This is a genomic window from Bradyrhizobium sp. STM 3562, from assembly GCF_045571435.1.
Lineage (GTDB): Bacteria > Pseudomonadota > Alphaproteobacteria > Rhizobiales > Xanthobacteraceae > Bradyrhizobium.
In genome coordinates this window covers 7,877,771-7,901,368 of record NZ_CP120694.1, presented here as the reverse complement: position 1 = coordinate 7,901,368, position 23,598 = coordinate 7,877,771, and the positions used below count along the sequence as shown (strand labels likewise).

General features: G+C 64.1%; 21 protein-coding genes, 1 tRNA gene and 1 pseudogene. 12 read left to right on the top strand and 11 right to left on the bottom strand.

Features of this window, described 5'->3' with window-relative positions; translation table 11 throughout:
* Positions 1-3: 3 nt before the first annotated feature.
* Together P6U23_RS36560 and P6U23_RS36555 are read right to left on the bottom strand one after the other, a co-directional pair.
* Positions 4-1,803, bottom strand: a complete 1,800-nt coding sequence (locus tag P6U23_RS36560) for an adenylate/guanylate cyclase domain-containing protein (protein ID WP_407177124.1) — start codon at positions 1,801-1,803, stop codon at positions 4-6.
* A 229-nt stretch (positions 1,804-2,032) separates the two neighbouring features.
* Entirely contained in the window at positions 2,033-2,794 is a 762-nt protein-coding gene (locus P6U23_RS36555; RefSeq protein ID WP_407177123.1) for a sulfite exporter TauE/SafE family protein, read from the bottom strand.
* Positions 2,795-2,881: 87 nt separating this feature from the next.
* Between P6U23_RS36555 and P6U23_RS36550 the strand changes: the two genes are divergently transcribed.
* Both P6U23_RS36550 and P6U23_RS36545 read left to right on the top strand, forming a co-directional pair.
* Positions 2,882-3,778 carry a LysR substrate-binding domain-containing protein gene (locus P6U23_RS36550; protein ID WP_407177122.1) on the top strand — a complete coding sequence of 299 codons (897 nt, stop codon included), beginning with the start codon at positions 2,882-2,884 and terminating at the stop codon, positions 3,776-3,778.
* 120 nt (positions 3,779-3,898) lie between these two features.
* On the top strand, positions 3,899-4,288 hold the full coding sequence (locus tag P6U23_RS36545; protein WP_407177121.1) for a tautomerase family protein: 390 nt from the start codon (positions 3,899-3,901) through the stop codon (positions 4,286-4,288).
* 155 nt (positions 4,289-4,443) lie between these two features.
* Here the strand turns inward: P6U23_RS36545 and hisN are convergent, their stop codons facing one another.
* On the bottom strand, positions 4,444-5,226 hold the full coding sequence (gene hisN, locus P6U23_RS36540) for a histidinol-phosphatase (protein WP_407177120.1): 783 nt from the start codon (positions 5,224-5,226) through the stop codon (positions 4,444-4,446).
* Between the two features lie 623 nt (positions 5,227-5,849).
* Complete coding sequence (locus tag P6U23_RS36535; protein ID WP_407177119.1) at positions 5,850-6,737, bottom strand: N-formylglutamate amidohydrolase; 888 nt, start codon at positions 6,735-6,737, stop codon at positions 5,850-5,852.
* 300 nt (positions 6,738-7,037) lie between these two features.
* On the opposite strand from P6U23_RS36535, the gene cpdR reads away from it, so the two are divergent.
* The 5 genes from cpdR to P6U23_RS36510 all read left to right on the top strand — a co-directional run bounded on the left by cpdR (position 7,038) and on the right by P6U23_RS36510 (position 9,829).
* Positions 7,038-7,397 (top strand): cell cycle two-component system response regulator CpdR, encoded by a 360-nt coding sequence (gene cpdR, locus P6U23_RS36530; RefSeq protein WP_024510592.1) that lies wholly within the window; start codon positions 7,038-7,040, stop codon positions 7,395-7,397.
* Between the two features lie 95 nt (positions 7,398-7,492).
* Positions 7,493-7,567, top strand: a tRNA-Val gene (locus tag P6U23_RS36525).
* A 347-nt stretch (positions 7,568-7,914) separates the two neighbouring features.
* On the top strand, positions 7,915-8,880 hold the full coding sequence (locus P6U23_RS36520; protein WP_407177118.1) for a Bug family tripartite tricarboxylate transporter substrate binding protein: 966 nt from the start codon (positions 7,915-7,917) through the stop codon (positions 8,878-8,880).
* 118 nt (positions 8,881-8,998) lie between these two features.
* On the top strand, positions 8,999-9,214 hold the full coding sequence (locus P6U23_RS36515; protein ID WP_407177117.1) for a DUF2945 domain-containing protein: 216 nt from the start codon (positions 8,999-9,001) through the stop codon (positions 9,212-9,214).
* Between the two features lie 54 nt (positions 9,215-9,268).
* Entirely contained in the window at positions 9,269-9,829 is a 561-nt protein-coding gene (locus P6U23_RS36510; protein WP_407177116.1) for a DUF488 family protein, read from the top strand.
* Between the two features lie 17 nt (positions 9,830-9,846).
* On the opposite strand, the gene P6U23_RS36505 is transcribed toward P6U23_RS36510, so the two are convergent.
* The 6 genes from P6U23_RS36505 to P6U23_RS36480 form a co-directional block, all read right to left on the bottom strand.
* On the bottom strand, positions 9,847-10,434 hold the full coding sequence (locus P6U23_RS36505; protein WP_407177115.1) for an alpha-ketoglutarate-dependent dioxygenase AlkB: 588 nt from the start codon (positions 10,432-10,434) through the stop codon (positions 9,847-9,849).
* An 80-nt stretch (positions 10,435-10,514) separates the two neighbouring features.
* Positions 10,515-11,741, bottom strand: a complete 1,227-nt coding sequence (locus P6U23_RS36500) for an MFS transporter (protein ID WP_407177114.1) — start codon at positions 11,739-11,741, stop codon at positions 10,515-10,517.
* 15 nt (positions 11,742-11,756) lie between these two features.
* Positions 11,757-12,317 (bottom strand): isochorismatase family protein, encoded by a 561-nt coding sequence (locus tag P6U23_RS36495; RefSeq protein WP_407177113.1) that lies wholly within the window; start codon positions 12,315-12,317, stop codon positions 11,757-11,759.
* A 12-nt stretch (positions 12,318-12,329) separates the two neighbouring features.
* Positions 12,330-12,785, bottom strand: coding sequence for a MarR family winged helix-turn-helix transcriptional regulator (locus tag P6U23_RS36490; protein WP_407177112.1), 456 nt, complete (start codon positions 12,783-12,785; stop codon positions 12,330-12,332).
* A gap of 271 nt (positions 12,786-13,056) precedes the next feature.
* Positions 13,057-13,608, bottom strand: coding sequence for a hypothetical protein (locus P6U23_RS36485; RefSeq protein ID WP_407177111.1), 552 nt, complete (start codon positions 13,606-13,608; stop codon positions 13,057-13,059).
* Positions 13,609-13,951: 343 nt separating this feature from the next.
* On the bottom strand, positions 13,952-14,803 hold the full coding sequence (locus P6U23_RS36480; protein WP_407177110.1) for an SDR family NAD(P)-dependent oxidoreductase: 852 nt from the start codon (positions 14,801-14,803) through the stop codon (positions 13,952-13,954).
* A 230-nt stretch (positions 14,804-15,033) separates the two neighbouring features.
* On the opposite strand from P6U23_RS36480, the gene P6U23_RS36475 reads away from it, so the two are divergent.
* The 4 genes from P6U23_RS36475 to P6U23_RS36460 all read left to right on the top strand — a co-directional run bounded on the left by P6U23_RS36475 (position 15,034) and on the right by P6U23_RS36460 (position 20,506).
* Complete coding sequence (locus P6U23_RS36475; protein WP_407177109.1) at positions 15,034-16,530, top strand: aldehyde dehydrogenase family protein; 1,497 nt, start codon at positions 15,034-15,036, stop codon at positions 16,528-16,530.
* Positions 16,531-16,831: 301 nt separating this feature from the next.
* Positions 16,832-17,959 carry an alkene reductase gene (locus P6U23_RS36470; protein ID WP_407177108.1) on the top strand — a complete coding sequence of 376 codons (1,128 nt, stop codon included), beginning with the start codon at positions 16,832-16,834 and terminating at the stop codon, positions 17,957-17,959.
* 113 nt (positions 17,960-18,072) lie between these two features.
* A complete protein-coding gene (locus P6U23_RS36465; protein WP_407177107.1) occupies positions 18,073-18,576 on the top strand; it encodes a GFA family protein in 504 nt (167 codons plus the stop codon).
* Between the two features lie 268 nt (positions 18,577-18,844).
* Complete coding sequence (locus tag P6U23_RS36460) at positions 18,845-20,506, top strand: thiamine pyrophosphate-binding protein (protein ID WP_407177106.1); 1,662 nt, start codon at positions 18,845-18,847, stop codon at positions 20,504-20,506.
* 170 nt (positions 20,507-20,676) lie between these two features.
* On the opposite strand, the pseudogene P6U23_RS36455 reads toward P6U23_RS36460, so the two are convergent.
* Positions 20,677-22,054: pseudogene (locus P6U23_RS36455) on the bottom strand (LLM class flavin-dependent oxidoreductase).
* A gap of 149 nt (positions 22,055-22,203) precedes the next feature.
* Between P6U23_RS36455 and P6U23_RS36450 the strand changes: the two are divergent.
* A complete protein-coding gene (locus P6U23_RS36450; RefSeq protein WP_407177105.1) occupies positions 22,204-23,598 on the top strand; it encodes a M20 family metallopeptidase in 1,395 nt (464 codons plus the stop codon).

Sequence of the window (23,598 nt, the reverse complement as noted above, 5' to 3'; positions counted from 1 at the left end):
GCATCACGAATCGGCCGCGCGCTTGGGGCCGGATTCGACGAGCGTCAGTCGCGCGAAGGGCGCGCCCGCCTTCAAGAGCCCATCACGGTAGTGGGCGATATCATCGGGATTCTTCCAGCGGAAATTCCGCAAATGCCGTTCGACCGTGAAACCTGGATAATTCTTCAGCAAGACTCCGGCAGCCTTCGTCGCGTCTTCGGCCCGCCCCAACTGTGCGAGCGAAGCCGCGCGTATCGCGAGAACCTGAAGGTGATTGGGATTCGAATAGAGCGCCTCGCGCGCCCAGGACAGCGCCGCGTCGTATTGTCCGAGCAGGTAATGGCTGAACGCGGAAAGCGCCGCCCATTGATAGCGGGGATCGCTGTTGCCGCGCTGGACCGCCATTGAAAACAGCTCGATCGCCTCTCGGTGTTCGCCGCTCGCAAGGTGGCATAGTCCTTGAACGCCGCGCGCGCCCATGTCGTACGGGTTCAAGGCGACGGCCTTTCTGATCGCATCCTGCGCAGCCTCGTGGTGCCCGCCCATCGCGTGCAGATAGGCCAGGATCGAGAACGCAAACGACGAGCGCGGATCGAGGCGGACGCTGGTCTCCGCGAGCGTCATCGCCGAGCTCCACAGGTCGCGGGTGCTCTTGATCCATCCATATTGCACGCCCTGCACCATGATGGTCGCAAGATAGGCATGTGCGATCGAGAGTGCCGGATCGAGCGCGATGGCCTGTTTGAACAGGTCGATCGAGGTTTCGAAATCCGCCTTGGTCTGGCGATAATAGTGGGAGAGACCTCGCAGGAAGCGATCCCAGGCGGTCAGATCGGTGGCCGGTGATCGGTTCGGCGCCGAAGCCTCGGCGCGAAAGATCTCCGGCGCGATCGCCGCCGAAAGGCTCGTGGTGATCTCGTCCTGAAGCGCGAACAGCTCGCCCATGTCGCGGTCGTAGCGGCCGGTCCATAGTTGCTCGCCGCTCTCGGGCGCGACGAGCTCGGCAGTCACGCGAATTTTCGCGCCCGCGCGGCGGACCGAGCCCTGAACCAGATAGGTCGCGTCGATCTCCCGCGCGATCAGGCGTGCGCTTAAGCTTTGTCCCTTGAACGGGAAGGTCGAATTTCGACTCAGCACGCGATAGAAGGATTGCAGCGAAAGCGCGTGGATGAGGTCCTCCGTCAACCCGTCAGAGAAATATTCGTCCGCGCTGTCGCTGAGGTTGACGAAGGGGAGAACGCCCACGATCGCCAACCGGTATTGCGCCGAAAGGCCGGCAATGCCCTCGAGCTCCCGGGAGTGCGCGTCGGAGCCTGTCGGCCGCCAGGTCCAGACCTCCACGGGCATGGCGATGTTCTTGAAACGATGGCTGCCGGCGTCCTGCATCGTCACGGACAGATGCCTGCCGGCCTCGCCATAGGCCTTTGCCGAAATTGCAAGCCCGCCCGGCGGCGCGACCTGCTCGAGGCGGACGGCAATGTTCACATCGTCGCCGAACACCTCGTCCTCATCGGCGATCACATCGCCCATGTGCACGCCGAGCCGGAAATGCATGGCGCGATCGGCCGGCAGGTGCTTGTTGCGCTCCGCCATCAGCATTTGCATCGCGATGGCCGCTTGCGTGGCGCCGACGATGCTGGGAAATTCCAGCAGGAAACCGTCGCCGGTGTTTTTGACGACGCGACCGCCATGGTTGAGAATAACCGGGTAAATGGCGCCGCGATGCGCCTTGAAGGCTGCGTGCGTGCCTGCTTCGTCGGCGCCCATCATGCGCGAGTAGCCGGCGACGTCAGCGCAAACGATGGCCGCGAGACGTCTCTCCATTGATTCGGGCGCTCCAGATTGCAGGGCTGATCAGGATGCGGGTGGGCCGCCCGCTCGAGGGAACACCTTGTTACCGGCGGAAGCCTTTCGGAAATCGAGTGTAACCTAACTCGGCCAGGCTTGGCAGCGCCACCAAGCACCGGAGGCGCAAGAGATACGGCAAAATCGGGGATAGTCTTAAGATCGAGCCGCCCGCGAAGGAGGCCGGCCGGGGATGCGACCCTGAAGATCAGCTCCGGTGCATACCCAGCTCGTAAGTCGCGCTGCCCGCCAGATAGAGGCCGAGCAGAATCATCGCGACCAGGAACCAGCGGCGGAAGGCCTCGGTCGGCATCTTGGCGCGCACCGCCTGGCCGACGAACATGCCGGCGAAGGAGCACGCCAGGGCGATGCCGCCGGGGATGGCGGTGGCCGCGGTCAGCATGCCGGCGGCGCTGACATTGACCGAGAGCGCAAGCGTCGCCACCGTGAAGAACACGCCGAGCGCCTGGACCAGTTCGTCCTTCTCCATGCCGATCGCCTGCATGAACGGCATCGACGGGATCACCTGCACGCCGGTGGAGGCGGAGATCACCCCCGTCACGAAGCCGACGATGCCGCCGACCCATTTTTCATTGCGGCGCTCGACGCGCAGGCGGAATTGCCGCAAGCCAATGACGGCGTAGATCACGAGCAGGAGCCCGAGCGCGATGGTGCCGTAGCGGGCATAAGGCCCGCTCATCGCCCCGGCATTCAACAGGCTGCCTGCCACCGTGCACAGCATCAGCGGCCACAGCCGCTTGACGATATCGAGCAAATAGGGGCCGCCGAAGGTCTGCCAGATATTGGTGATGATGGCGGGCGCGATGACGATGGCGAGCGCTTTGCTCGGCTGCATCGTCACGGCCAAAAGCCCCATCGAGACCGTGGGCAGGCCCAGCCCGATCACCCCCTTCACGAATCCGGCAAGCAGGAAGACGGCGGCGATCAGCAACAGCATCGGCTCGAACATGGCGGGCACATTGACCGATCCGCCAAACGCGCACAATCTGGAGGTTACGGAGACAGCCTTCGACAGCACCGAAGGCAGGAGGCCCGCATGCGCTTCGATCTCGTCGATCTGCAGCTCTTCATCGCGGTGGCGGATGCCCGCAGCATCACCGGCGGGGCGGACCGCGCTCACCTCGCGCTCGCTTCGGCGAGCGAACGGATCAAGGGGTTGGAGCAGGCGTTTGGCATTGCGCTCTTCAAGCGCGGCCGCCGCGGCGTCGAGCTCACCGCCGCCGGCGAAAGCCTGCTCGATCATGCGCGCCTCGTGATCCATAACGTGGAGGCGATGCGCGGCGATCTCGCCCGCTTTGCCTCGGGCGTTCGCGCCAGCGTGCTCCTGCTCGCCAATACATCCGGATTGTCGGAGCATCTGCCGCGCGCATTGGCGAGCTTTCTGCGCGAGCATCCCGACATCAATGTCGATGTCGAGGAGCGCGAGAGCACCGACATCGCCGCGGCGATCGCCAGTGGCGCGGCCGATCTCGGCTTCGCGGCCGAGCACGCATTGCCCGAGACCATCGAACGCTTTCTCTTCAGCGAGGACCGCCTGGCATTGGTGACGTCGCGCCGCAGTGCCCTGGGCGGGCGCCGGCAGATCGATTTCAAGGATACCGCGGGTCACGCCTTTGTCGGCCTCACCAGCGCCACCGCGCTGCAGGTCCATATCGGCAAGCACGCCGCACGGCTCGGCATGCGCCTGCATTTCCGCGCTCGCTTGCGCGACTTCGACGCCATCTGCCAGATGGTCGCGGCCGATGTCGGCATTGCCGTGGTGCCGGAGGCCGCGGCCAGACGCTGCGCGCGGTCGATGCCGATCGCGATCGTACGGATCAGGGACGCCTGGGCCGACCGCAGGCTCGTGATCTGCGCCCGCAGTTTCAAAACCCTGCCGCGGCCGGCGAAGCAATTGGTTGAGCATTTGCGCTCGACTGCTGTCGCACGTTGATGAGCCGTCGCGCCGATGAACAGCCTTCGTCTGCGGCGAAGCTGGGCTTGGTCACTGCCGGATTGTCCGAGGCGCTGGACCGGGGCATGCTTCTCTACGCGCAGCGCATGGGAGAAAGACATGCCGGATGTTTTGGCCGAGGTGAGGCAAGGCTGGATCAAAGAGCAGGGGGCCGCGTTCCTGAGTGCCATCCACACAGCTATCGTCGAGACATTGCACACGCCGGAGCACGACAAGGTGCTGCGCCTGGTTGAGCATCCGCCGGCACATTTCGCGATTCCGACATCGGCCGGCGAGCGCTACACCCACATCGAGATCACGATGTTTGCGGGCCGCGCGCCTGCCACCAAGCGGTCGCTGTACAAGGCGATCATCCGGCATCTCGAGCCGTTCGGTGTCCCAGCAAACGACATCAAGGTCATATTGATCGAGGTGCCGCAGGAAAGCGTGGGAATGCGGGGCGGGGTTGCCGCCTCGGATCTCGACATCGGTTACGAGATCACGGTCTAGGAGCACTTGCCGATCAAGTTGTAGATTCGGACCAGCGCCTCCCAACAAGCCGTCATTGCGAGCGCAAGCGAAGCAATCCATGCTTTATCCGCAGACGCAGTCCGGATTGCTTCCGCCGAAATCCGGCGACTGCTGCAAAGCGCGGACGGGATTGGTCAGGCGTTGAGCAGCTTCAGCGCCGCCTCGTGCACGCGCGGATCACCCGCCGCGATGATGCGGCCGCCGCTCTGGGCGGGGCCGCCATCCCAGGTGGTAACGATGCCGCCGGCGCCGGTGACGATCGGGATCAGCGCGGCGATGTCGTATGGCTTCAACTCGGTCTCGACCACGAGGTCGAGATGGCCGGCCGCGAGCATGCAGTAGGAGTAGCAGTCGCCGCCATAGCGCGCGAGCCGCGCCGTGTTCTGCACGCGGGTAAAGGCATCTCGGTCGGCTTCGTTCATCAGAAGCGGGCTCGTGGTGTAGCAGGTCGCCTCTTGCAGCGAGGCGCAGCGGCGCACGGCGAGCCGCCGCTCACCTGATGGGCCCTGGTATCGGGCCGAGCCGTTGTCCCCGGAGAAGCGCTCGCCGATGAAGGGCTGGTGCATCATGCCGAACACCGGCAAGCCCTTGTGCAGAAGCGCGATCAGCGTGCCCCAGATCGGAAAGCCGGCGATAAAGGATTTGGTGCCGTCGATCGGATCCAGGACCCAGACATATTCGGCATCGGTGCGTTCATTGCCGAATTCCTCGCCCACGATGCCGTGCTGAGGGAAACTGGCCTTGATCAGCCGCCGCATCACGGCTTCCGCGGCGCGATCGGCCTCGGTCACGGGGTCGAAATCGCGGCTGAGGCTCTTGTCCTCGATCGACAGCGAGGTGCGGAAGTACGGCAGGATGGTTTCGCCGGAGGTCGTCGCCAGGCGCCCGATGAAGGCTTTGAAATCGATGACCGTCACGGCGATTCCTTAAATCGAGAGCGAGCCGCAATTAGGGACCCCCGCGGATCGAATCCCTGTTCCTGCGTTCCTGCCTAGCCCAATCCGTTCCGCTGCGCGACGGGAGTAAAGAGTTTTCGGCTGGCATTTTGAATGCCGAATTTGTCGAGCGACCAGGCGAATTCCTTAGTATCGAAAGTGATCACGAAATCGAGAGTTGTCGGATTTGCAGGGCGTGGCCGGCCCGCTACGAACCGCCCTTGCGGGTAAGTGCTTGAAAATACAGCAGGATGCCAAGCCGCGGGAAACCGTTGCAGTTCTGCCAGGGCTGCGAATTTTGCATGGAAAAAGCGTCAAAAACCCTTGCGCTTTGTGCAGCGCGGTCGCATATTGTTGCGGTGCGGTAGCCGCTGGCTATCGCTGCCCTCCTTGGGCGTTTCCTCCCTAGACTTGGGCCGCTTGTCATCACAAGCGGCCCTTTTTTCTTTGGGCATCGTTTCAGTTCATCGCTCAGTTCTTGGCACCGTCATTCCACGGCGGCGTGCAAGCACCGAACCGGGAATCTCGAAATTCCCCGATGCGTAATCGCGCATCTGAGGCTCGCGCCTTGCGCGCCCGCAATGACGGTCGAGCGAGAGTTGGCTCTACTCCGCGGCGGCCTGGAACGGGCCGAGGTCCCCGAGGGGAACGTTCGCCAGCGTCTCCGCCAATGTCGCGAAATCCGCGGCCACTTGGGCAAAGCGCGGTCCCTTCTCACGCCGCCGCTCGTCCATATAAACCGCCCGGTTCAATTCGAGCTGAACCACGTGAAGGCCGCTGGCCGGATTGCCGTAATGTTCGGTGATGAAGCCGCCGGCATAAGGCTTGTTGCGCCCGACCGAATAGCCGAGACCGATCATGGTCTCCTCGACCATGTCGGGCAGCACCGGCGCGCAACTCGTGCCGTAGCGATCGCCGATCACCACATCCGGTCGCCGCGGCTCATCCCGCGACACCCCGATCGACGGCATGGAGTGGCAATCCACCAGAACGACAGTGCCAAAGTTCTGGTGTACCTTCGCGATCAGCCGGCGCAACGCCCGGTGATAGGGCTTGTACAGCGTCTCGATCCGGCTCAGCGCATCCTCTACCGACAGCCGCTCGCGGTAAATTTCCTGACCGTCGCCGACCACCCGCGGGATCGTGCCAAGCCCGCCGGCGACCCGCATCGAGCGCGTGTTGGCGAAGCTGGGCAGCCGCCCGGAGAACATGCGGGGGTCGAGCTCGTAAGGTTCGCGGTTCACATCGACATAGGAGCGGGGAAAATTGACGCGCACGACGGGAAACCCGAGCGCGCTCACATTGCCGATCAGCTCGTCCATGAAGGAATCTTCGGAACGGCGCAGCGTCGGCAGGTCGATCCGGGACGCACTCAGGAAAGCCTCTGGATAGACCGAGCCGGAATGCGGGGAGTTGAAGATGATCGGTGCCCGCCACGCCTCCGGCTCGACGATCTCGAACGCGGGCGACACTTCGCCATCAAGCCGGGTCATGTCGGGCGCCGTCCCTTCGCTTCTGATCCGCTTCGAGCTCGCTGACGCGATTCTGCCAGAAAGCGGGGCTTTTGTGGGCGTGCATTGTCGATAATCACAATCATTCTGCCAAGCGAAAAAGTCTTCGCTTGGGCTGGAACGTCTCTCAAGAGCCGTCGGGCTCGCCGCTCTGATTGATTTAGGGTGCGTTCCGGTTCAGAAATAGATGTAGGTTTGGGTTGATTGTGCCCGACCGACTTTCACCCGAAATTTACCGTCTGTCGGGCTTAGTAAACGCCCTGATCCGCCGAAAGTCCGTCCATGCCCAAGATCCTCCTCGCCGAAGACGACAACGATATGCGCCGCTTCCTGGTCAAGGCGCTGGAAAATGCCGGCTTTCAGGTCTCCCCTCATGACAACGGCATGTCGGCCTATCAGAGGCTGCGCGAAGAGCCGTTCGAGATGCTGCTCACCGACATCGTGATGCCGGAGATGGACGGTATCGAGCTTGCGCGGCGCGCCTCCGAGCTCGATCCCGACATCAAGATCATGTTCATCACCGGGTTTGCCGCGGTGGCGTTGAACTCCGATTCGGAAGCGCCCAAGAACGCCAAGGTGCTGTCCAAGCCGGTGCACCTGCGCGAATTGGTCAGCGAGGTGAACAAGATGCTGGCGGCCTGATTCGGCCGCCCAAAATCGGCGCCGAGCGGGGGCAACGGTCCTTGCCTGCCCGCCCCTGAGCCGATATACGGACCCCAACCGATCCAAGACCTTTCGGGCACGTAGCTCAGCGGGAGAGCACTACCTTGACATGGTAGGGGTCACAGGTTCGATCCCTGTCGTGCCCACCACGCTTCGCCCTTCCGGCTACGCGTGGCGCAGCCGCGCATAGCCGGAAGGGCGAAGCGTGTCCGGCGTAGCTGGAGCGCAGCGGAAGCGAAGACGGACTGCTCCCGCCTCGGTTTCCATGACATTGCGGTCGCAAGTTCCCCGCGCCCCTCGCGCACGCGCCGCTTGGCGCCGCGCCATCATGCCGCGTCGCGTTGTCCACAACAGGGGCAAGGCCGGCATAAATTCGGTCGACAGCTCAATGTTCCGGGTCGAATGATGACGGTGCGATCGGACCGTCTCGCGACGACAACGATCGGCGCTCAAATCAGGCGGGTTCGATCCGCCGCAAGGTCTTCCGGAGAATGCGATGAGGTTTCTGGCCATCATGCTTGCTGTCGTCGCGGCAACATTCGCCGCCCCGGCCGCGGCCGAGCAATGGCCGACCCGCAATGTTCGCATCATCGTTCCCTATCCGCGCGGCGGCAATGTCGATGGCGCCGCCCGGATTCTGGCCGGCAAGCTGCAGGAACGCCTCGGCCAGCCGTTCACGGTCGAAAACAAGCCCGGTTCCGAGGGGCTGGCTGCGGCCGAGGCCTTCGCGAAGTCCGCCAATGACGGCTACACCCTGTTCGTCAGCGCCAACGGCCCGGTGTTGTTCGCGCCGGAGATCAACAAGCGCGATGCCTATCAATGGAAGCGGGATTTCATTCCCATCACCACGATCTCGATGACGCCGCTGGTGCTCGAGGTGCATCCCTCCGTGCAGGCCCGCACGGCGAAGGAGTTTTTTGCCCTCGCCCGCGAGCGGCAGGGCAAGGTGACGATGGCCTCTCCCGGCGCCGGCACGACCAACCATCTCCTGGGCGAACTCGCGCAGTCGACGCTCGGCGTTAAATGGGCCATCGTGCAATATCGCGGCAATGCGCCCGCAACCAACGACCTCGTCGCCGGGCACGTGCAATTCGCGTTCGACCATATCTCGGTCGCGCTGCCTTACATCAGGAGCGGAGCACTCCGCGCGCTGGCCGTGACCAGCGCCCATCGGCTGTCGAGCTTGCCGAACGTGCCCACTTTCGCCGAACTCGGTTATGCCGCGTTTGACGCGCAGTCCTTCACCGGCCTGTTCGCGCCCGCCGGTACCCCGGCCGCCGTCATCGAGAGGCTGCACGAGGTGACCGCAGCGATCCTGAAGGATCCGGCCGTCGCGGAGAAATTCGAGAAGCTGGGCGCGGAGACGGTCATCATGACGCCTGCGGAGTTCACGACCTATCTCGAGGGCCAGGATGCCAAATGGCTTCCCGTGGTGCGTGACGCCGACATCAAGGCCGATTGACGGGCCGGCTGTGCCGCGGCGCCGGGCTCGCCATGCAACCGGAAGCCGCGGTTCGCGCTTATATGATCGCGGGTGCCGCTGGAGTAGGGGGCCTCTCGGTCTCGTTACGGGTGTCCTCATGGCGAGAACATTCAAGGTCGGCGATCACGTGAGCTGGAATTCCGAGGCGGGGCGCGTGCGCGGCACCATCCTGCGCGTGCACACCAAGGACGTGAACTACAAGGGCTATGTCCATCACGCCAGTCCCGACGACCCGCAATACGAGATCAAGAGCGACAAGACCGATCATGTCGCCCTACACAAGGGGCGGGCATTACGGCATCTTGCGCATTGACGTCCCGATCGGCGCAACGAGAGCAGCGCCTTCGCATACAAGCTGGATTTGCGGATGCCGCATCCATTCTACACCATCGGTCACGGGACCCGGCCTCTCCATGAGTTCGTCGATCTCTTGCGCAGCGTCGAGGTCAACTTGCTCGTCGACGTCCGCACCGTGCCGCGCTCGCGCACCAATCCGCAATACAACCGGGACACCCTGCCGCAATCGCTGATGCCCCTCGCCATCGCCTATGAGCACATGGCAGCGCTCGGCGGTTTGCGCGGCCGCGAGCGCGCCGTGCCTGCGCACCTCAATGGCTATTGGGAAAACGAGAGTTTTCACAACTACGCCGACTATGCCATGAGCAAGCCGTTTCGCGAGGGATTGAGGCACTTGCGCGAACGCGGCCACGCGCAGCGCTGCGCCGTCATGTGCGCGGAAACCGTGTGGTGGCGCTGCCATCGCCGCATCATCACCGATTACCTGCTCGCGGCGGGCGAGACGGTGTTGCACATTCTCGGCCCCGGGCATGTCGAAGAGGCAAGGATGAATGAGGCTGCAAGGCCTCAAGCCGACGGCACTCTGATCTATCCGCCCGAACAGCATGATCTGTTCGGCGGGCAGCCGTAGAGGCAAGAGGGAAATCTTCAGCCCCGCGCGCCGCTGTCACGCTTCATCGTGCGAAAAGTGATCGAATAGCGGCGCTGCTCCACGCCGGGGATGCTGTGCTCCCAGATCCGCCGCGCCTCGCCGTCCATCAGATAGAGCGAGCGCGGCTCGGCTTGCAGCGTAAACCGCTCCCACGTCTCGCCATTGCGGCGGCGAAGGCGGAACTTGCAGGCCGAGCCCAGCGAGAGCCCGAAGACCTTGTCGAAATGCGGCTTGTCGCGGTGCCAGCCGATGCCGACGCCGAGATCATATTCGGTGCAGAGCACCTGGCGCACGCTGTGCTCGGGCAAATCGCCAAAGGCCTCGACCGCCCGTGCGATCTCATGCAGCCATTGCGGGATCGGCTCCGCCTCGACCAGCCGTTGTTCCGTGTAGTCGTAGCGGAAGCCGAACGATTTGACGCGACGGTGGCCTTCGAACGCACCGAACTGAAACGGCTTCAACGGCAATTCGGCGATGCGCGCGATCAATGCCTGCTCGGTTGCCGCAGAGACGAATTCAGGCGTATAGCGCAGCCCTTGCGGACCGGCCGCGTGTTCTTGTTCAAAGAGCGCGAGCTGAGTCATCAAACGACCGTTCTTCTCACCGGCCCCTCTATATGGGTGCGCGCCGACGCTTTGGTAGGCAAGGGGCGCGCTCGACCGGCTCAAGCCGGCCCGGTATCCGGATTGGGACGGCGGCGTTCGGCGAGGTAAAGCCCGGCCACGGCAGCGGCCATGAGGCCGGACGCTGCGCCGACGCAGAGCGCCCAGCGCGGTCCGAGAGTGCTGGCGATCCAGCCCACGATCGGTGCGCCGATCGGCGTGCCGCCGAGCGCAATCGCAAGCACGATCGCGATCACGCGGCCGCGCATGTGAGGCTCGGTGGAGATCTGCGCCAGGCTGTTGGTCGAGGTGGTGAAGGTCTGGGCGGCGAGGCCGATCGTGAACAGGGTGAGGCCGAAGGCGAGATAGCTCGGCGCGGCGGCTGCGGCCGCGCAGGTCAGGCCGAACATGGCTGCGGCGGTCAGCAGCAGCGGCAGGCCGGGCCGCGCGCGTGTCGCGGCGAGCAGCGCGCCGCTGACGGAGCCGGCCGCCATCATCGACGTCAGCAGCCCGTACTGGCCGGCGCCGACGTGAAACACGCTCACTGCCATGGTCGAGATGAAGATCGGAAAATTCAGTCCGAACGTGCCGACCAGAAACAGCATGAGCAGGACGACCCGCAGATCAGGGCGCCGCAAGACGTAGCGAAAGCCGTCGGCGAAGCCGCCGCGCGAAGCGGAGAGGCGATGGCCGCGCGCAGGTCCCTCCAGGCGCAGGAAGGCGAGCGAGCTCAGCACCGCCAGGAACGAGACGGCATTGACCAGAAACACAGAGCCCGAACCGACCGCCGCGATGACGCCGCCGGCGATCGCCGGTCCCATCATGCGCGCGGCATTGAACGAGGTCGAATTGAGCGCCACCGCGTTCGCCAGGTAGCGCTCCTCGACAAGCTCGGAGACGAAGGCCTGGCGCACCGGCGCATCGAACGCGGCCGCGCAGCCCAGCAGAAACGCAAACACATAGACGTGCCAGAGCTGGACCAGGCCGGTGACGGCCAGAAGTCCGAGGCCGAGCGCCAGCACGCCCATGGCGGCTTGCGTGCAGAACAGGAGCTTGCGCCGATCGAAATGATCCGCAACATAACCGGTGAGGGGCAGGAGCAGGATCTGCGGGCCGAACTGAAGGCCCATCACGATCCCGACCGCGGCTGCGTTCTGATGGGTCAGCTCGGTGAGCACCAGCCAGTCCTGGGCAGTGCGCTGCATCCAGGTGCCGACGTTCGAGATCAGCGCGCCCGCCGCCCAGATTCGATAATTGGCGTTCGCCAGGGAACGAAACGGACCTTTCAAGGCTGGGCCATTCCTTTATGCGTGAGGGCCAAGCCGATCGATCAGTTCGCGTGTCGTGCCGGTCTCGCCGATCCGGGGAAAAACCCGCGTCACGCTGTTGAGGTGTGCCTCGCTGTCCATGTCGGTCATGGCATCGACCGCGAGCGCGACATGGAAGCCGAGCTCATACGCGTGCCGTGCGGTGGATTCGACCCCAGCCGAGGTGGCGACGCCGGCCACGACCACCTGCGTAACGCCGCGTCGCCGCAGATGTTGTTCCAGGCCGGTGTTGGTGAAAGCGCCCCAGGTGCGCTTGGTCACGGTATGATCGCCGGGCCGCTGCTTCAGCTCTGGCACGAGATCGGTCCAATCGGCGGGAAAGCCGTGGGTCGAGAACGAGCGCTCGGTGCGGCCGGGGGCGCGGGCGTCGACATTGACCAGCACGATGGGGAGATCGCGGCTGCGGAACGCATCGAGCAAGATGGCCGCGTTGTCGATCACGCCCCGCATCGGGTGCGCGGTCGGCAGCGCTGCGATGCCCTTCTGCAGGTCGATGACCAGCAAGGCGGTGTTGGGATCCAGTGTGCTTATCGCCATCTTGTTCTCCATCTACTCGGTTTCGACGATGCGATTGAGCAGGGGCAGCGCAGCCTTGAGCTGCGCCTGCTCCTGCAATGTGAGTTTTGATTGGATGGCGCGCAGCAGCCATTCATGACGCGCGGCGCGTCCGCTGCGGATCATCTCCTCGCACCTCGGCGTCAGAGACAGGATCGTCTGCCGTCCGTCGGTGGGGTCGGGAGAGCCTTTGACCAGGCCTAACGCTTCGAGGGTGGCGACGGTGGCGCCCATGGACTGCGGGCGGACGCTTTCCAGCCGCGCCAGCGCGCTGACCGTGGCGGGGCCGTCGCGGTCGAGATGCACCAGCACGGCGATCTGCGAGGGCGTGAGGTCGCCAGCAGAGGCCTGCTCGCGCAGCCGGCGCTTCAGCTTGCCGAACAGCCCAGCCAGCTCCGAAGCGAGCGCCTCCGCCGGCGAGGAAGCAGGTTCCGCTTTGCGTTTGCTCATGCTGCCTGACTAGCAGATATGAAGGATAACTACAAAGTCAAACTGTGTAGGTAGCCTTCATATCAAGCGGAAGTGATCGGGCTCGGGAGCTGTGGCTTCGGTCGATCGGTTCGTTAAGCCCGCGCCCCACTTGCGGGGGCAGGTCGCATGCATCGAAAGATGCGAAGGGGGTGAGGGCGATTCTCCACGCGCTCAGCGGCAGCCCGGGTGAACGCAGCGACACCTCTGGGGTTACCCGCATGTCGCTCCGCTCATGCGGGCTATGAGTCGTCTAGCCGCACACCTCAACGGGCCGCAGGCGCCAGCCGGCTGTCGTGTGCACGCGCCGCTGCACGACGTAACAACTGCCGTTGTCGGAATACGTATCGTCGTAGTAGCCGTACGGATAGTCGTAGGCGTAGTCGTCGTAATAGTCGTAGGGATAAAAGCCGTATCCCAGGCCTACGAAGCGGCGGTGGGCGAAATCGCGACCATGAAATCCGTGATCGTGGAATCCATGATCGAAGCCGCCTGCGTGAATGGCGCCGGCTGCCGCCATGCCGCCAACGACGCCCGGATGCACGCCGGCAAAGCCGCCGGAACGGAAGCCACCTGCAAAGCCGCCACCGTGAAATCCACCGCCGAAGCCGCCGCCATGAAATCCGCCGCCAAAACCGCCGCCGCCGCCATGGAAGCCGCCACCACCAAAGCCGCCACCGCCAAAGCCTCCACCGCCATGACCGCCACCACCACCGCCGCCACGCGCAAGCGCTATCGTCGGCGATGCCAGGCCAACGGCGGCAACGGCAAACAACGCGAAGAGTTTCTTGCGTAACATCATCATTCTCCGTCCAAGGATTTTCGCTCCCAACCACGTCGTCTCGGACGTCTTGCAGATGGCGATGGCGCGTCAGGATTGCCCGTGTTCGCCGCTCAACTCGGCGCGAGACTCACTAAACAAAAATTCAAATTCGCGTTGGGGCGAGCGACGTCGCAGCAACCGCTTCGCTCGCAAGCACGGCGCAGGCCGCTCGAAATTTCACTGGTGGATTAAGCCGCACGTCGTCCCGGACAAGCGAAGCGCAGATCCGGGACCCATAACCACAGGCCGGCGTATTGCGATGAATGTCTGCCAGCGAATACCACGGATAGATTTCGCGGCATGTCTGGCTTTCGCCAGGCAGGACCTATGTGCCCTTCACAAAGGCGGCAAACTTCTCCGCATAATCCGGGTGCCAGCGTGACAGCGCGGGGCGATTTTCGATGATGTCTCCGGCCGCCCACAGAATGCGGCGCTCATCGAGTTTTCGCGGCACGTCATTGTCCGGGCAGAGAATATAGAAGTCGCCGGCTTCCAGCCTTCGCAGCATGAAGTCGACCGTCTGCTCCGGCGTCCAGGCCGCGGCCGGCTTCTCCGTGCGGCCCTGCGCCGACAGCGGCGTGAACACGAATCCGGGAATGAAAAGATGCGCGCTGATCTTGCAATTCGGCGTGGTGCGCAATTCGTGCTGCAGCGCTTCGGTGAAGGCCTTCACGCCTGTCTTGGAGACATTGTAGGCGGGGTCGCCGGGCGGCGTGGTGATGCCCTGCTTGGAGCCGGTGTTGATGATGAGCCCGGGCCGGCCGCGTTCGATCATCTGCGGGGCAAAGATTTGCGAGCCATGGATCACGCCCCACAAATTGACTGCAATGATCCGCTGCCAATTGTCCGAGGGGTCGAACATCTTGCTGCCGGGCTGGATGCCGGCATTGTTCATCAAGAGATCGGTGCCGCCGAAGCGCTGGCGCACCGCGGCCTCCAGTTGCTTCACGCTCTCGGCGTTTGCGACATCTGTCGCCACCGCCATGACGCTGGCGCCGCCACCGCCGGCGATAGATGACAGTTTTGTTTCGGCCTCACGCAGCCGGGCGTCGCCGACATCTGCGATGCAGATCTTCATGCCAAGCCGCGCGAAGGCCAACGCGGCGGCGAGGCCGATGCCGGAGGCGCCGCCGGTAATCACGGCAACATTGTCAGCAGCAAGCACGGGATGTGGCACGTGAGGTCTCCTGTGATCGATCGAGCTTCGAGCTAAGTCGTGCGCGCCGTGCAAACCACCTACGCGCAAGCATGGGAGGTCTTCGCGCGGCGCGTCGTCCTGTCAGCTTTACGGCATAAATTTGCCGCTGTAGATTTTCATTTATAACGGTCCGCGCAAGCGATCGACATCAACTCAATCAACAACTAAATCAACTCATACGAGATCAAGCGACAAAAGGGAGAGAGACTATGGCCGTGTCACAGGCTGTTCCGATCACGCGCCATCCCTTTGCGGATGGTTCCTACAAGAAGATGCTGATCGACGGCAAATGGGTCGATGCCGCCTCCGGCAAGAGATTCGAAACGCTCAATCCCGCCACCGGTGAGTTGCTCGCGACCGTCGCCGAAGGCGATGCGGAGGATATCAACCGCGCGGTCGCTGCCGCCCGCCGCGCCTTCGAGGGCCCGTGGAGCAAGGTAAAGCCATTCGAGCGGCAGAACCTGCTGTTGAAGCTTGCCGAGCTCGTCGAGAAGAATTTCGAGGAGCTGTCGCAGCTCGATACGCTCGACATGGGCGCGCCGATCAGCCGGACTCGCGGGAATAAGCTCCGCGTGCTCGGCATGCTGCGTTACTATGCCGGCCAGGCCACCTCGCTGCACGGCGAGACGATCGAGAACTCGCTGCCCGGAGAGATCTTCTCCTACACGCTGAAGGAACCGGTCGGCGTGGTCGGCGCCATCATTCCGTGGAACGGGCCGCTGGCGGCAACCGTGTGGAAGATCGGCCCCGCGATCGCGACCGGCTGCACGGTGGTGCTCAAACCCGCCGAGGAAGCGCCGCTGACCTCGCTGCGGCTCGCGGAGCTTGCGCTGGAAGCCGGCGTTCCGCCTGGTGTGGTCAATGTGGTGCCGGGCTTCGGCGAAACCGCGGGCGCGGCGCTCGCGGCGCATCCGGACGTGGACAAGGTTGCGTTCACCGGCTCGCACATCACCGGACAATCGATCGTCCGCGCATCCGCCGGCAATCTCAAGCGCGTCTCGCTCGAGCTCGGCGGCAAATCGCCTGATATCGTGTTCGCGGACGCCGATCTCGATGCGGCGGTGCCCGGCGCATCCATGGCGGTGTTCGCCAATTCTGGCCAGATCTGCAGCGCCGGCACGCGGTTGTTCGTGGAGGAAAAGATCTATGACGAGTTCGTTGGCCGCGTCGCCGAATTCGGCAGGAAGCTGCAGGTCGGCAACGGGCTCGATCCCAACACGCAGATCGGTCCCTTGGTGTCCGAGCAGCAGCTCGAGCGTGTCACCGGCTATCTCGCGATCGGCCAGAAGGAAGGCGCCAGGGCGCTCGCCGGCGGCGCGCGCGTGACCGAGGGGCCGCTGGCGAAGGGCTATTTCGTCCAGCCGACGGTGTTTGCGAATGTGCAGGACAACATGCGCATCGCGCAGGAGGAAATTTTCGGCCCCGTCATCTCGGCGATCAAATTCAAGGACATGGACGAGTTGATCCGCCGGGCCAATGCGACCACCTTCGGCCTCGGCAGCGGCGTGTGGACGCGGGACGTCGCCAAGGCGCACCACGTCTCCAAGGCGCTGCGCGCCGGCTCGGTCTGGGTGAACTGCTACCAGGCGATGGATCCGGCGGTGCCCTTCGGCGGCTACAAGATGAGCGGCTATGGCCGGGAGTCCGGCAAGCAGCATCTGGAAGAGTATCTCAACGTCAAGGCGGTCTGGATCAAGACGGCTTGATATTAACCTCTCCCCGTTTGCGGCAGGGGCTATCGCATATGGTGCCGTCTGATTTTTGCGGTGATGTTTCCGCATCGTCATGCCCGGCACAAGGCCGGGCATGACGAGCTTGTGGGCCGACCGACCAGATAAGGCGCACCGAACCTGCAGCGTGATCCGCATATGCGATAGCCCTATCGTAAGGACGGGGAGAGGGAGAAGGCGCAATTAGCGGGAGTGGCCGTCCTTTCGGACGGCCACTCCTTCATTTTATGATTCGAATAGGATGTCGACTTTCCTCTAAGCAGACCTCGGGGCAGAAATGAAATTCCCTCACTTGTTTTCACCGCTCAAGATCGGTCCCTACCAACTCGAGCACCGCGTGGTGATGGCGCCGTTGACGCGGATGCGCGCGGCGAAACCCTCGCTCGCGCCGCGCGCGCTGAACGCGTCATATTATGGACAGCGCGCCACGCCCGGCGGATTGATCGTGGCGGAAGCCTCGCCCGTGGCGGCAACGGGCTTCGGCAATCCCGGCGTGCCCGGCATCTACACGGAAGCGCAGATTGCGGGTTGGCGCAGCGTCGTCGATGCCGTTCACGCCAAGGGCGGCGTCATCTTCCTCCAGCTCTGGCATGTCGGACGCGTCTCGCACTCCTCGTTCCAGCCGAATGGAGCGTTGCCGGTCGCGCCGTCGGCGGTCGCGATTTCGACCGAATACAAGACCATGACCGCGGACGGTAAGCCGACCACCTATGAAACCCCGCGGGCGCTTGAGACCGACGAAATCCCCGGCATCATTGCCGCCTTTCGGCAGGCCGCGCGCAACGCGCTTGCCGCCGGCTTTGATGGCGTCGAGATCCACGGCGCCAACGGCTATCTGCTCGAGCAGTTCCTGCAATCGCGCACCAACCAGCGCAGCGATCAATATGGCGGCTCGATCGAGAATCGCGCGCGGCTCCTGCTGGAGGTCACCGAGGCCGCCATCGAGGTATGGGGTGCGGACCGCGTCGGCGTGCGGCTGTCGCCCTACGGCATCGCCAACGATTCCGGCGAGCCGGATCCGATGCCGCTCTACAGCTACGTGACCGGATCGCTCGACAAGCTTGGGCTGGCCTATCTGCATCTGATCGAGCCGCGCTCGAGCGGCGCGGGCCGTGCCGAGGTCAACTGGCAGAACGTGCCGTCCGCCATGGTGCTGTTCCGCCCGCTCTGGAGCGGCGTGTTGATTGGCGCCGGCGGCTTTACCGGCGAGACGGCGAATGCTGCGATTGCGGAGCGGCACGCGGATGCGATCGCCTTCGGCCGCATCTTCATCTCCAACCCCGATCTGCCGCGCCGCTTGCGCCACGGCTTTCCGATCACGCCCTACAATCGCGCGACCTTTTATGGCGGCGAGGAGGCGGGATATACCGATTATCCGGTGTATGACGAGCTGGAGCCGGCGTAACGTTATCGTCATCGCGAGGAGCGAAGCGACGAAGCAATCCAAACTGTTTCCGCGGACGCTAGTCTGGATCGCTTCGCTTCGCTCGCAATGACGGCAACGTATAGCGAGGGCGCATGACAAAACCCACATCACCAGCCGGACTCGCAAAGGGTCAATGCCTGTGCGGCAAGGTGGCCTTCGAAATCGACGTGCCGGCGCGCTGGGCCTGGCATGATCACTCCGCCGCAAGTCGTCGCGCGCATGGCGCGGCCTATGCCACCTATGTCGGTAGCTGGCGCAAACGCTTCCGTATTACCAAGGGCGAGGGGGCGATCTCACGCTACGAGGACAAGGCGACCAGCACCGTACGCAGCTTCTGCACGCAGTGCGGCACGCCCCTGCTCTACGAACGCGCCCGCTCGCCGCACATGGTCAACATCCCACGCGCGCTGTTTTCGGGGCGCACCGGGCGGCAGCCGCTCTATCACATCGCGATCGAGGAGCTGCAGGAATGGGCCTATACCGGCGAGCCCTTGGTGCCGCTCAAGGGCTTTCCGGGCGTGGTCTGGCAGCGCTCGAAAAAGAAGCGGCGTTCGGCCGGCGAGGATCCCTTCGAGCTCGCGCGCGAGGAGGCGTAAACTCACCGGCAGTTTTGCGGAATGCGTGGCGGCGGCCTTGTCGTGGCCCATCCTTCGAGACGCGGCCTGGCGGCCGCTCCTCAGGATGAGGTCTTTAGGTGTTGCTCCAGTCTTAGACCCTCATGGTGAGGAGCGCGGCAGGGCCGCGCGTCTCGAACCATGAGACCCCGAACTCGCAGGTCAGCCATGAGCGCGCTTCATTGCCTCACCGGGTGAAGTTTGGTCATGTGCGCGCACCGCGCGAGAACGGCCGCGGGTGGGAGGAAACATGAAGAATCGTATCACCGGTCGGTCGGCGTTTCTCGCCTTGCTCAAGGACGAGGGCATCACGCACCTGTTCGGCAATCCCGGCACCACAGAGCTGCCGATCATGCACGCGCTGAAGGACCATCCCGACCTCACTTACGTCATGGCGATGCAGGAGAGCCTTGTGGTCGCCATCGCCGACGGCTTTTCGCGCGCCTCGGGCAAGCTTGTGGCCTGCAACGTCCATGTCGCGCCGGGCCTCGGCAACGCGATGGGCTCGCTCTACAACGCCCAGTTTACGGGCACGCCGATGATCCTCACCGCCGGCCAGCAGGAGCAGGGCCATGGATTGACGGAGCCGTTGCTCTATGGCCCGTTGGTGCGCATGGCCGAGCCCTTGGTGAAATGGGCGGTCGAGGTGACGCGGCTGGAGGATCTGCCGCGCATCGTGCGCCGCGCTGCCAAGGTCGCGACCACACCGCCGACGGGGCCGGTGTTCATCTCGCTGCCGGGTGACATTCTCAATTCGGAGGCCGGCATCGAACTCGGCCGCTCCACGCGCGTCGATACCCGCGTGCGCCCCTCCGACGAGACCCTGCAGGCGCTGGCGCAGCGCATCCTGAAAGCGCAGCGCCCCGTGATCATCGCGGGCGATGAGATCGTCAAGAGCGATGCACTGGAGGAGGCCGCCGCGCTTGCGGCAACGCTCGGCTGTCCGGCCTATCAGCAATCGGTGGCTTACGGCGCGCATTTCCTCTCGGAAAGCCCGAGCTTCATGGGCGGCCTGTCGCGCCTGCAGAAACAGGTGCGCGAGGTATTATCGCCTTACGATCTCATGATCGTGCTGGGCGCCGATCCCCTGCGCATGTCGGTGCATAGCGAGACCGATCCGATGCCGGAGGGGCTTGCCATCGTGCAGATCGGCCTCGTCGAATGGGATCTCGCCAAGAACTACGGCGTGGAGATCGCGCTGAAAGCCGACGTGAAGGAGACCTTGCGCGCGCTGCTGCCGGTGTTGAGGGAGGCCGGCGGCAGCGCATTGGAAGCTCGCGCCAAGCAGAGCCTTGCCGAGCTCGCACCCCGGAATTGGAGCGCGAAGCGCGCGGTGCTTGCGGAGGAGATTGCCAAGGCCAAAGGCAAATCCCCGATCGATCCCGATTTCCTCGCGCTGCAAGTCGTCGAGGCCATGCCCGACAGCGCGATTCTGGTCGACGAAGGGCTCACCTCCTCGCGCCAGATTCCGGCACTTCGGCCGCATCGCGACCGCTACGGCTATCACGCGCTGGCATCAGGCGGCATTGGCTGGGGCGTGCCGGCCTCGGTCGGCGTCAGCCTCGCCAATCCGAACCGGCCGGTCGTGTGCTACTCCGGCGACGGCAGCGCGATGTATTCGATCCAGGCGCTCTGGACCGCCGCGCATCACAAACTGCCGCTGTCGGTGGTGATCGTCAACAATGGCGGCTACCGCATCATCAAGCAGCGGCTGCTCTCGTTCCATGGCGACGACAACTATATCGGCATGGATTTTGTCGATCCCCCGGTGGATTTTGCGGGCATCGGCCGGTCGCTCGGGCTCGAGGCGATCAGGATCACCGATCCCGCGGAGTTGAAGCCGACGCTGTCGTCGGCGTTCAATCGGCCTGGGACAAAGTTGATTGAGGTGATGGTGGACCGGAGTGTTTGAAGAGCCGCACCACACCCGAGCGAAACAGCTCAGCTTTCCCCCGTCATCCTGAGGAGGCCGCGATAGCGGCCGTCTCGAAGGACGGCCTGGCCGCTGCAGCGAGGCCGTTCATCCTTCGAGGCTCGCTATCGCGAGCACCTCACAGGATAACGGAACTGGCAGCGTCGTGATCACCCCGCCACCTTCGGCCGATACTGCGCCGCAGGATGGGGCGCGGCCAGCCGCGCACGTCCCGCACCGAACAATTTTTCGCGTAACGTGCCTTCCGCATAAGCGCGCTTGTAGCGCCCGCGCCGGGTCAATTCCGGCACCAGCATGTCCGCGATATCGTCGAAGTCGCCGGGCGAGACCGCAAAGGGCATGTTGAGTCCATCGACATCGGTCGTTTCGAACCAGGCCTCGATGTCGTCGGCGACTTTGTCGGGCGTGCCGACGAAGACAGGCCCGATGCCGCCGATGCCGACATGCTCGGCGACCTCGCGCACCGTCCACACGCGATCCGGATCGGCGCGCGTAATGTTGTCCATGGCCGTGCGACCCGCATCGTTGGTGACATGGCGCACTTGCTGGTCGAGCGCGTAGGTCGAGAAGTCGACACCGGTCCAGCCCGACATCAGCGTCAGCGCCCCCTCGGGGCTGATATGCCGCCGATAGTCCTCGTATTTCGCCTTGGCTTTCGCCTCGGTCTCTCCAAGGATCACCGTGAACATGCTGAACATCAGGATGTCCGTGGGCTTGCGTCCCTGCGCCGCGGCCAATTCGCGGATTGCTTTCACCCGCGGCGCGATCACCTTGGCCGAGGGGCCCGACATGAACACGCATTCGGCGTGCTGCGCCGCGAATTGGCGTCCGCGCGGCGAGGTGCCGGCCTGGTATAGCACGGGCGTGCGCTGCGGCGACGGCTCGCTCAGGTGGATCGCATTGAGCCGGTAGTTCCTGCCCTCATGCGTGACGCGATGCACTTTGGAGGGATCGGTGAAGATGCCGTTGATACGGTCGCGCAGCACGGCGTCATCTTCCCAGCTTCCTTCCCCAGAGCTTGTAGACCACCTCCATGTATTCGTCGGCGATGTCGTAGCGGTCGTCATGCGCGGTCTGCCGGTCTTTGCCCGCGCCGCGCGCGGCGCTGTCGAGATAGCCGGTGACGACGTTCCAACCGATCCGGCCCTCGGTCAGATGGTCGAGCGTCGACATCCGCCGTGCAAACGGGTAGGGCGGCTCGAAGGAAAGATTGCTGGTGACGCCGAAACCAAGATTTTTGGTTACCGCGGCCATCGCCGAGACCAGGAGCAGCGGTTCGTTCGCCGGCGTCTGCGTGGCATTGCGCAGCGCGGCATCGGGGCTGTTGCCGTAGACGTCATAGACGCCGAGCACGTCGGCCAGAAACAGGCCGTCGAAACGGCCGCGCTCCAGCGTCTTCGCCAGATCAAGCCAATAAGGCAGGCGATTGTACTCGGCCGTGCGATCGCGCGGATGCGTCCACAGTCCCGGCGACTGATGCGCGACACAGTTCATGGCAAAGGCATTGAGCCGGATTTCTTTGGGCATGACAGATCAGGGAACCGAAACGCGGGAGCGCCGCTGAAATTGTTACATCGGGGCTCGCTTTGGCAACACAAATCTGGCACGGGAATTGCCACTAACGGGCGCCGCCGTGTATCGATGCGGTGTCGGCAAAGTAGTTGACGAAGGACGACATGACCAGAAACGACGCCATCGCACATGCGCGAGAGCAGCTCCGCTCCGGCGAATTTTTGCGCGAACTCGATCGCAGGGTGGCCTACAAGACCGAAAGCCAGAATGCCGCGCGCAGCGACGTGCTGCGGGCGTATCTGGAAGACGAACTCAAGCCGGCCTTTGCCGCGCTCGACTTCGACAGCCGGGTCGTCGAATCCCCCAGCGGCAAGTCGCCCTTCCTGGTCGCATCGCATCGGGAAGATGCGTCCGCGCCGACCGTGCTGATCTACGGCCACGGCGACGTCGTCGACGGCATGGTCGGCGCATGGCGCGACGGCTTGAACCCTTGGGCGACGACACAGGTCGGTAACCGCGTCTATGGCCGCGGTACCGCCGACAACAAGGGCCAGCACTCAATCAATCTCGCGGCCTTGCGGGCGGTGCGGCAGGCGCGTGGCGGCAAGCTCGGCTTCAATGCCAAGTTCATCATCGAGATGGGCGAGGAGATTGCCTCCCCCGATCTCGGCAAGGTCTGCGCCTCCTTGCGCGACGAATTGAAGGCCGACCTCTTGATCGCGTCGGACGGGCCGCGGCTGTCGGCGGATCGCCCGACGCTGTTTCTCGGCTGCCGCGGCGGCTATCGCATCCACCTCGACGTCAACTTGCGCGAAGGCGCGCATCACTCCGGCAATTGGGGCGGCGTGCTCGCCAATCCCGCGACGATCCTCGCTGGTGCGATCGCGACGCTGGTCGACGGCCGCGGGCGGCTGTTAATGGAACAGCTCAAGCCGCCGCGCCTCTCCAACCAGATCCGGCAATGGCTCGCCGACGTCAAGGTCGAGCCCACGGCGGATGAGCCGGCGCTGTCGGAGAACTGGGGCGAGGACGGGCTTTCCGCGGCCGAGCGGCTCTATGCCTGGAATACGCTCGAAGTGCTGGCGATCTCGGCGGGCAATGTCGACAATCCCGCCAACGCCATTCCGGGACGCGCGCGCGCGGTGCTGCAGCTCCGCTTTGTGGTCGGGACCAGGATCGATGATCTGATCGAAGCCATTCGCGCCCATCTGCACGGGCACGGCTTTCCGATGATCGAGGTCTCGGGCGCGCAGCGCTTTGCCGCGTCGCGGACCGACTTCGACAGTCCCTGGATCAGATGGGCGGCGGATTCGATCCAGAAGACTTCGGGAAAGCCGGCGGCCGTGCTGCCGAATTTCGGCGGCTCGCTGCCTAATGACGTATTTTCCGATACGCTCGGCCTGCCGACGCTCTGGGTGCCGCATTCCTACCCCGGTTGTTCGCAGCATGCGCCCGACGAGCACATTCTACTCTCGGTGACCGAGGAGGCGCTCGGCATCATGGCCGGCCTGTTCTGGGATCTCGGCGAGATGCCGCGCCCGCTCGGAAAAGGCCATTGA

What these genes read in the sequence shown, in the direction of transcription:
- P6U23_RS36495 (WP_407177113.1), bottom strand. Translation starts at nt 12,317, where the DNA reads ATGGCGATAAGCACACTGGATCCCAACACCGCCTTGCTGGTCATCGAC.
- P6U23_RS36520 (WP_407177118.1), top strand. Translation starts at nt 7,915, where the DNA reads ATGAGGTTTCTGGCCATCATGCTTGCTGTCGTCGCGGCAACATTCGCC.
- P6U23_RS36475 (WP_407177109.1), top strand. Translation starts at nt 15,034, where the DNA reads ATGGCCGTGTCACAGGCTGTTCCGATCACGCGCCATCCCTTTGCGGAT.
- P6U23_RS36555 (WP_407177123.1), bottom strand. Translation starts at nt 2,794, where the DNA reads ATGTTCGAGCCGATGCTGTTGCTGATCGCCGCCGTCTTCCTGCTTGCC.
- P6U23_RS36490 (WP_407177112.1), bottom strand. Translation starts at nt 12,785, where the DNA reads ATGAGCAAACGCAAAGCGGAACCTGCTTCCTCGCCGGCGGAGGCGCTC.
- P6U23_RS36560 (WP_407177124.1), bottom strand. Translation starts at nt 1,803, where the DNA reads ATGGAGAGACGTCTCGCGGCCATCGTTTGCGCTGACGTCGCCGGCTAC.
- P6U23_RS36550 (WP_407177122.1), top strand. Translation starts at nt 2,882, where the DNA reads ATGCGCTTCGATCTCGTCGATCTGCAGCTCTTCATCGCGGTGGCGGAT.
- P6U23_RS36485 (WP_407177111.1), bottom strand. Translation starts at nt 13,608, where the DNA reads ATGATGATGTTACGCAAGAAACTCTTCGCGTTGTTTGCCGTTGCCGCC.
- P6U23_RS36510 (WP_407177116.1), top strand. Translation starts at nt 9,269, where the DNA reads ATGCCGCATCCATTCTACACCATCGGTCACGGGACCCGGCCTCTCCAT.
- P6U23_RS36535 (WP_407177119.1), bottom strand. Translation starts at nt 6,737, where the DNA reads ATGACCCGGCTTGATGGCGAAGTGTCGCCCGCGTTCGAGATCGTCGAG.
- P6U23_RS36450 (WP_407177105.1), top strand. Translation starts at nt 22,204, where the DNA reads ATGACCAGAAACGACGCCATCGCACATGCGCGAGAGCAGCTCCGCTCC.
- P6U23_RS36515 (WP_407177117.1), top strand. Translation starts at nt 8,999, where the DNA reads ATGGCGAGAACATTCAAGGTCGGCGATCACGTGAGCTGGAATTCCGAG.
- P6U23_RS36505 (WP_407177115.1), bottom strand. Translation starts at nt 10,434, where the DNA reads ATGACTCAGCTCGCGCTCTTTGAACAAGAACACGCGGCCGGTCCGCAA.
- P6U23_RS36470 (WP_407177108.1), top strand. Translation starts at nt 16,832, where the DNA reads ATGAAATTCCCTCACTTGTTTTCACCGCTCAAGATCGGTCCCTACCAA.
- P6U23_RS36545 (WP_407177121.1), top strand. Translation starts at nt 3,899, where the DNA reads ATGCCGGATGTTTTGGCCGAGGTGAGGCAAGGCTGGATCAAAGAGCAG.
- cpdR (WP_024510592.1), top strand. Translation starts at nt 7,038, where the DNA reads ATGCCCAAGATCCTCCTCGCCGAAGACGACAACGATATGCGCCGCTTC.
- P6U23_RS36460 (WP_407177106.1), top strand. Translation starts at nt 18,845, where the DNA reads ATGAAGAATCGTATCACCGGTCGGTCGGCGTTTCTCGCCTTGCTCAAG.
- P6U23_RS36465 (WP_407177107.1), top strand. Translation starts at nt 18,073, where the DNA reads ATGACAAAACCCACATCACCAGCCGGACTCGCAAAGGGTCAATGCCTG.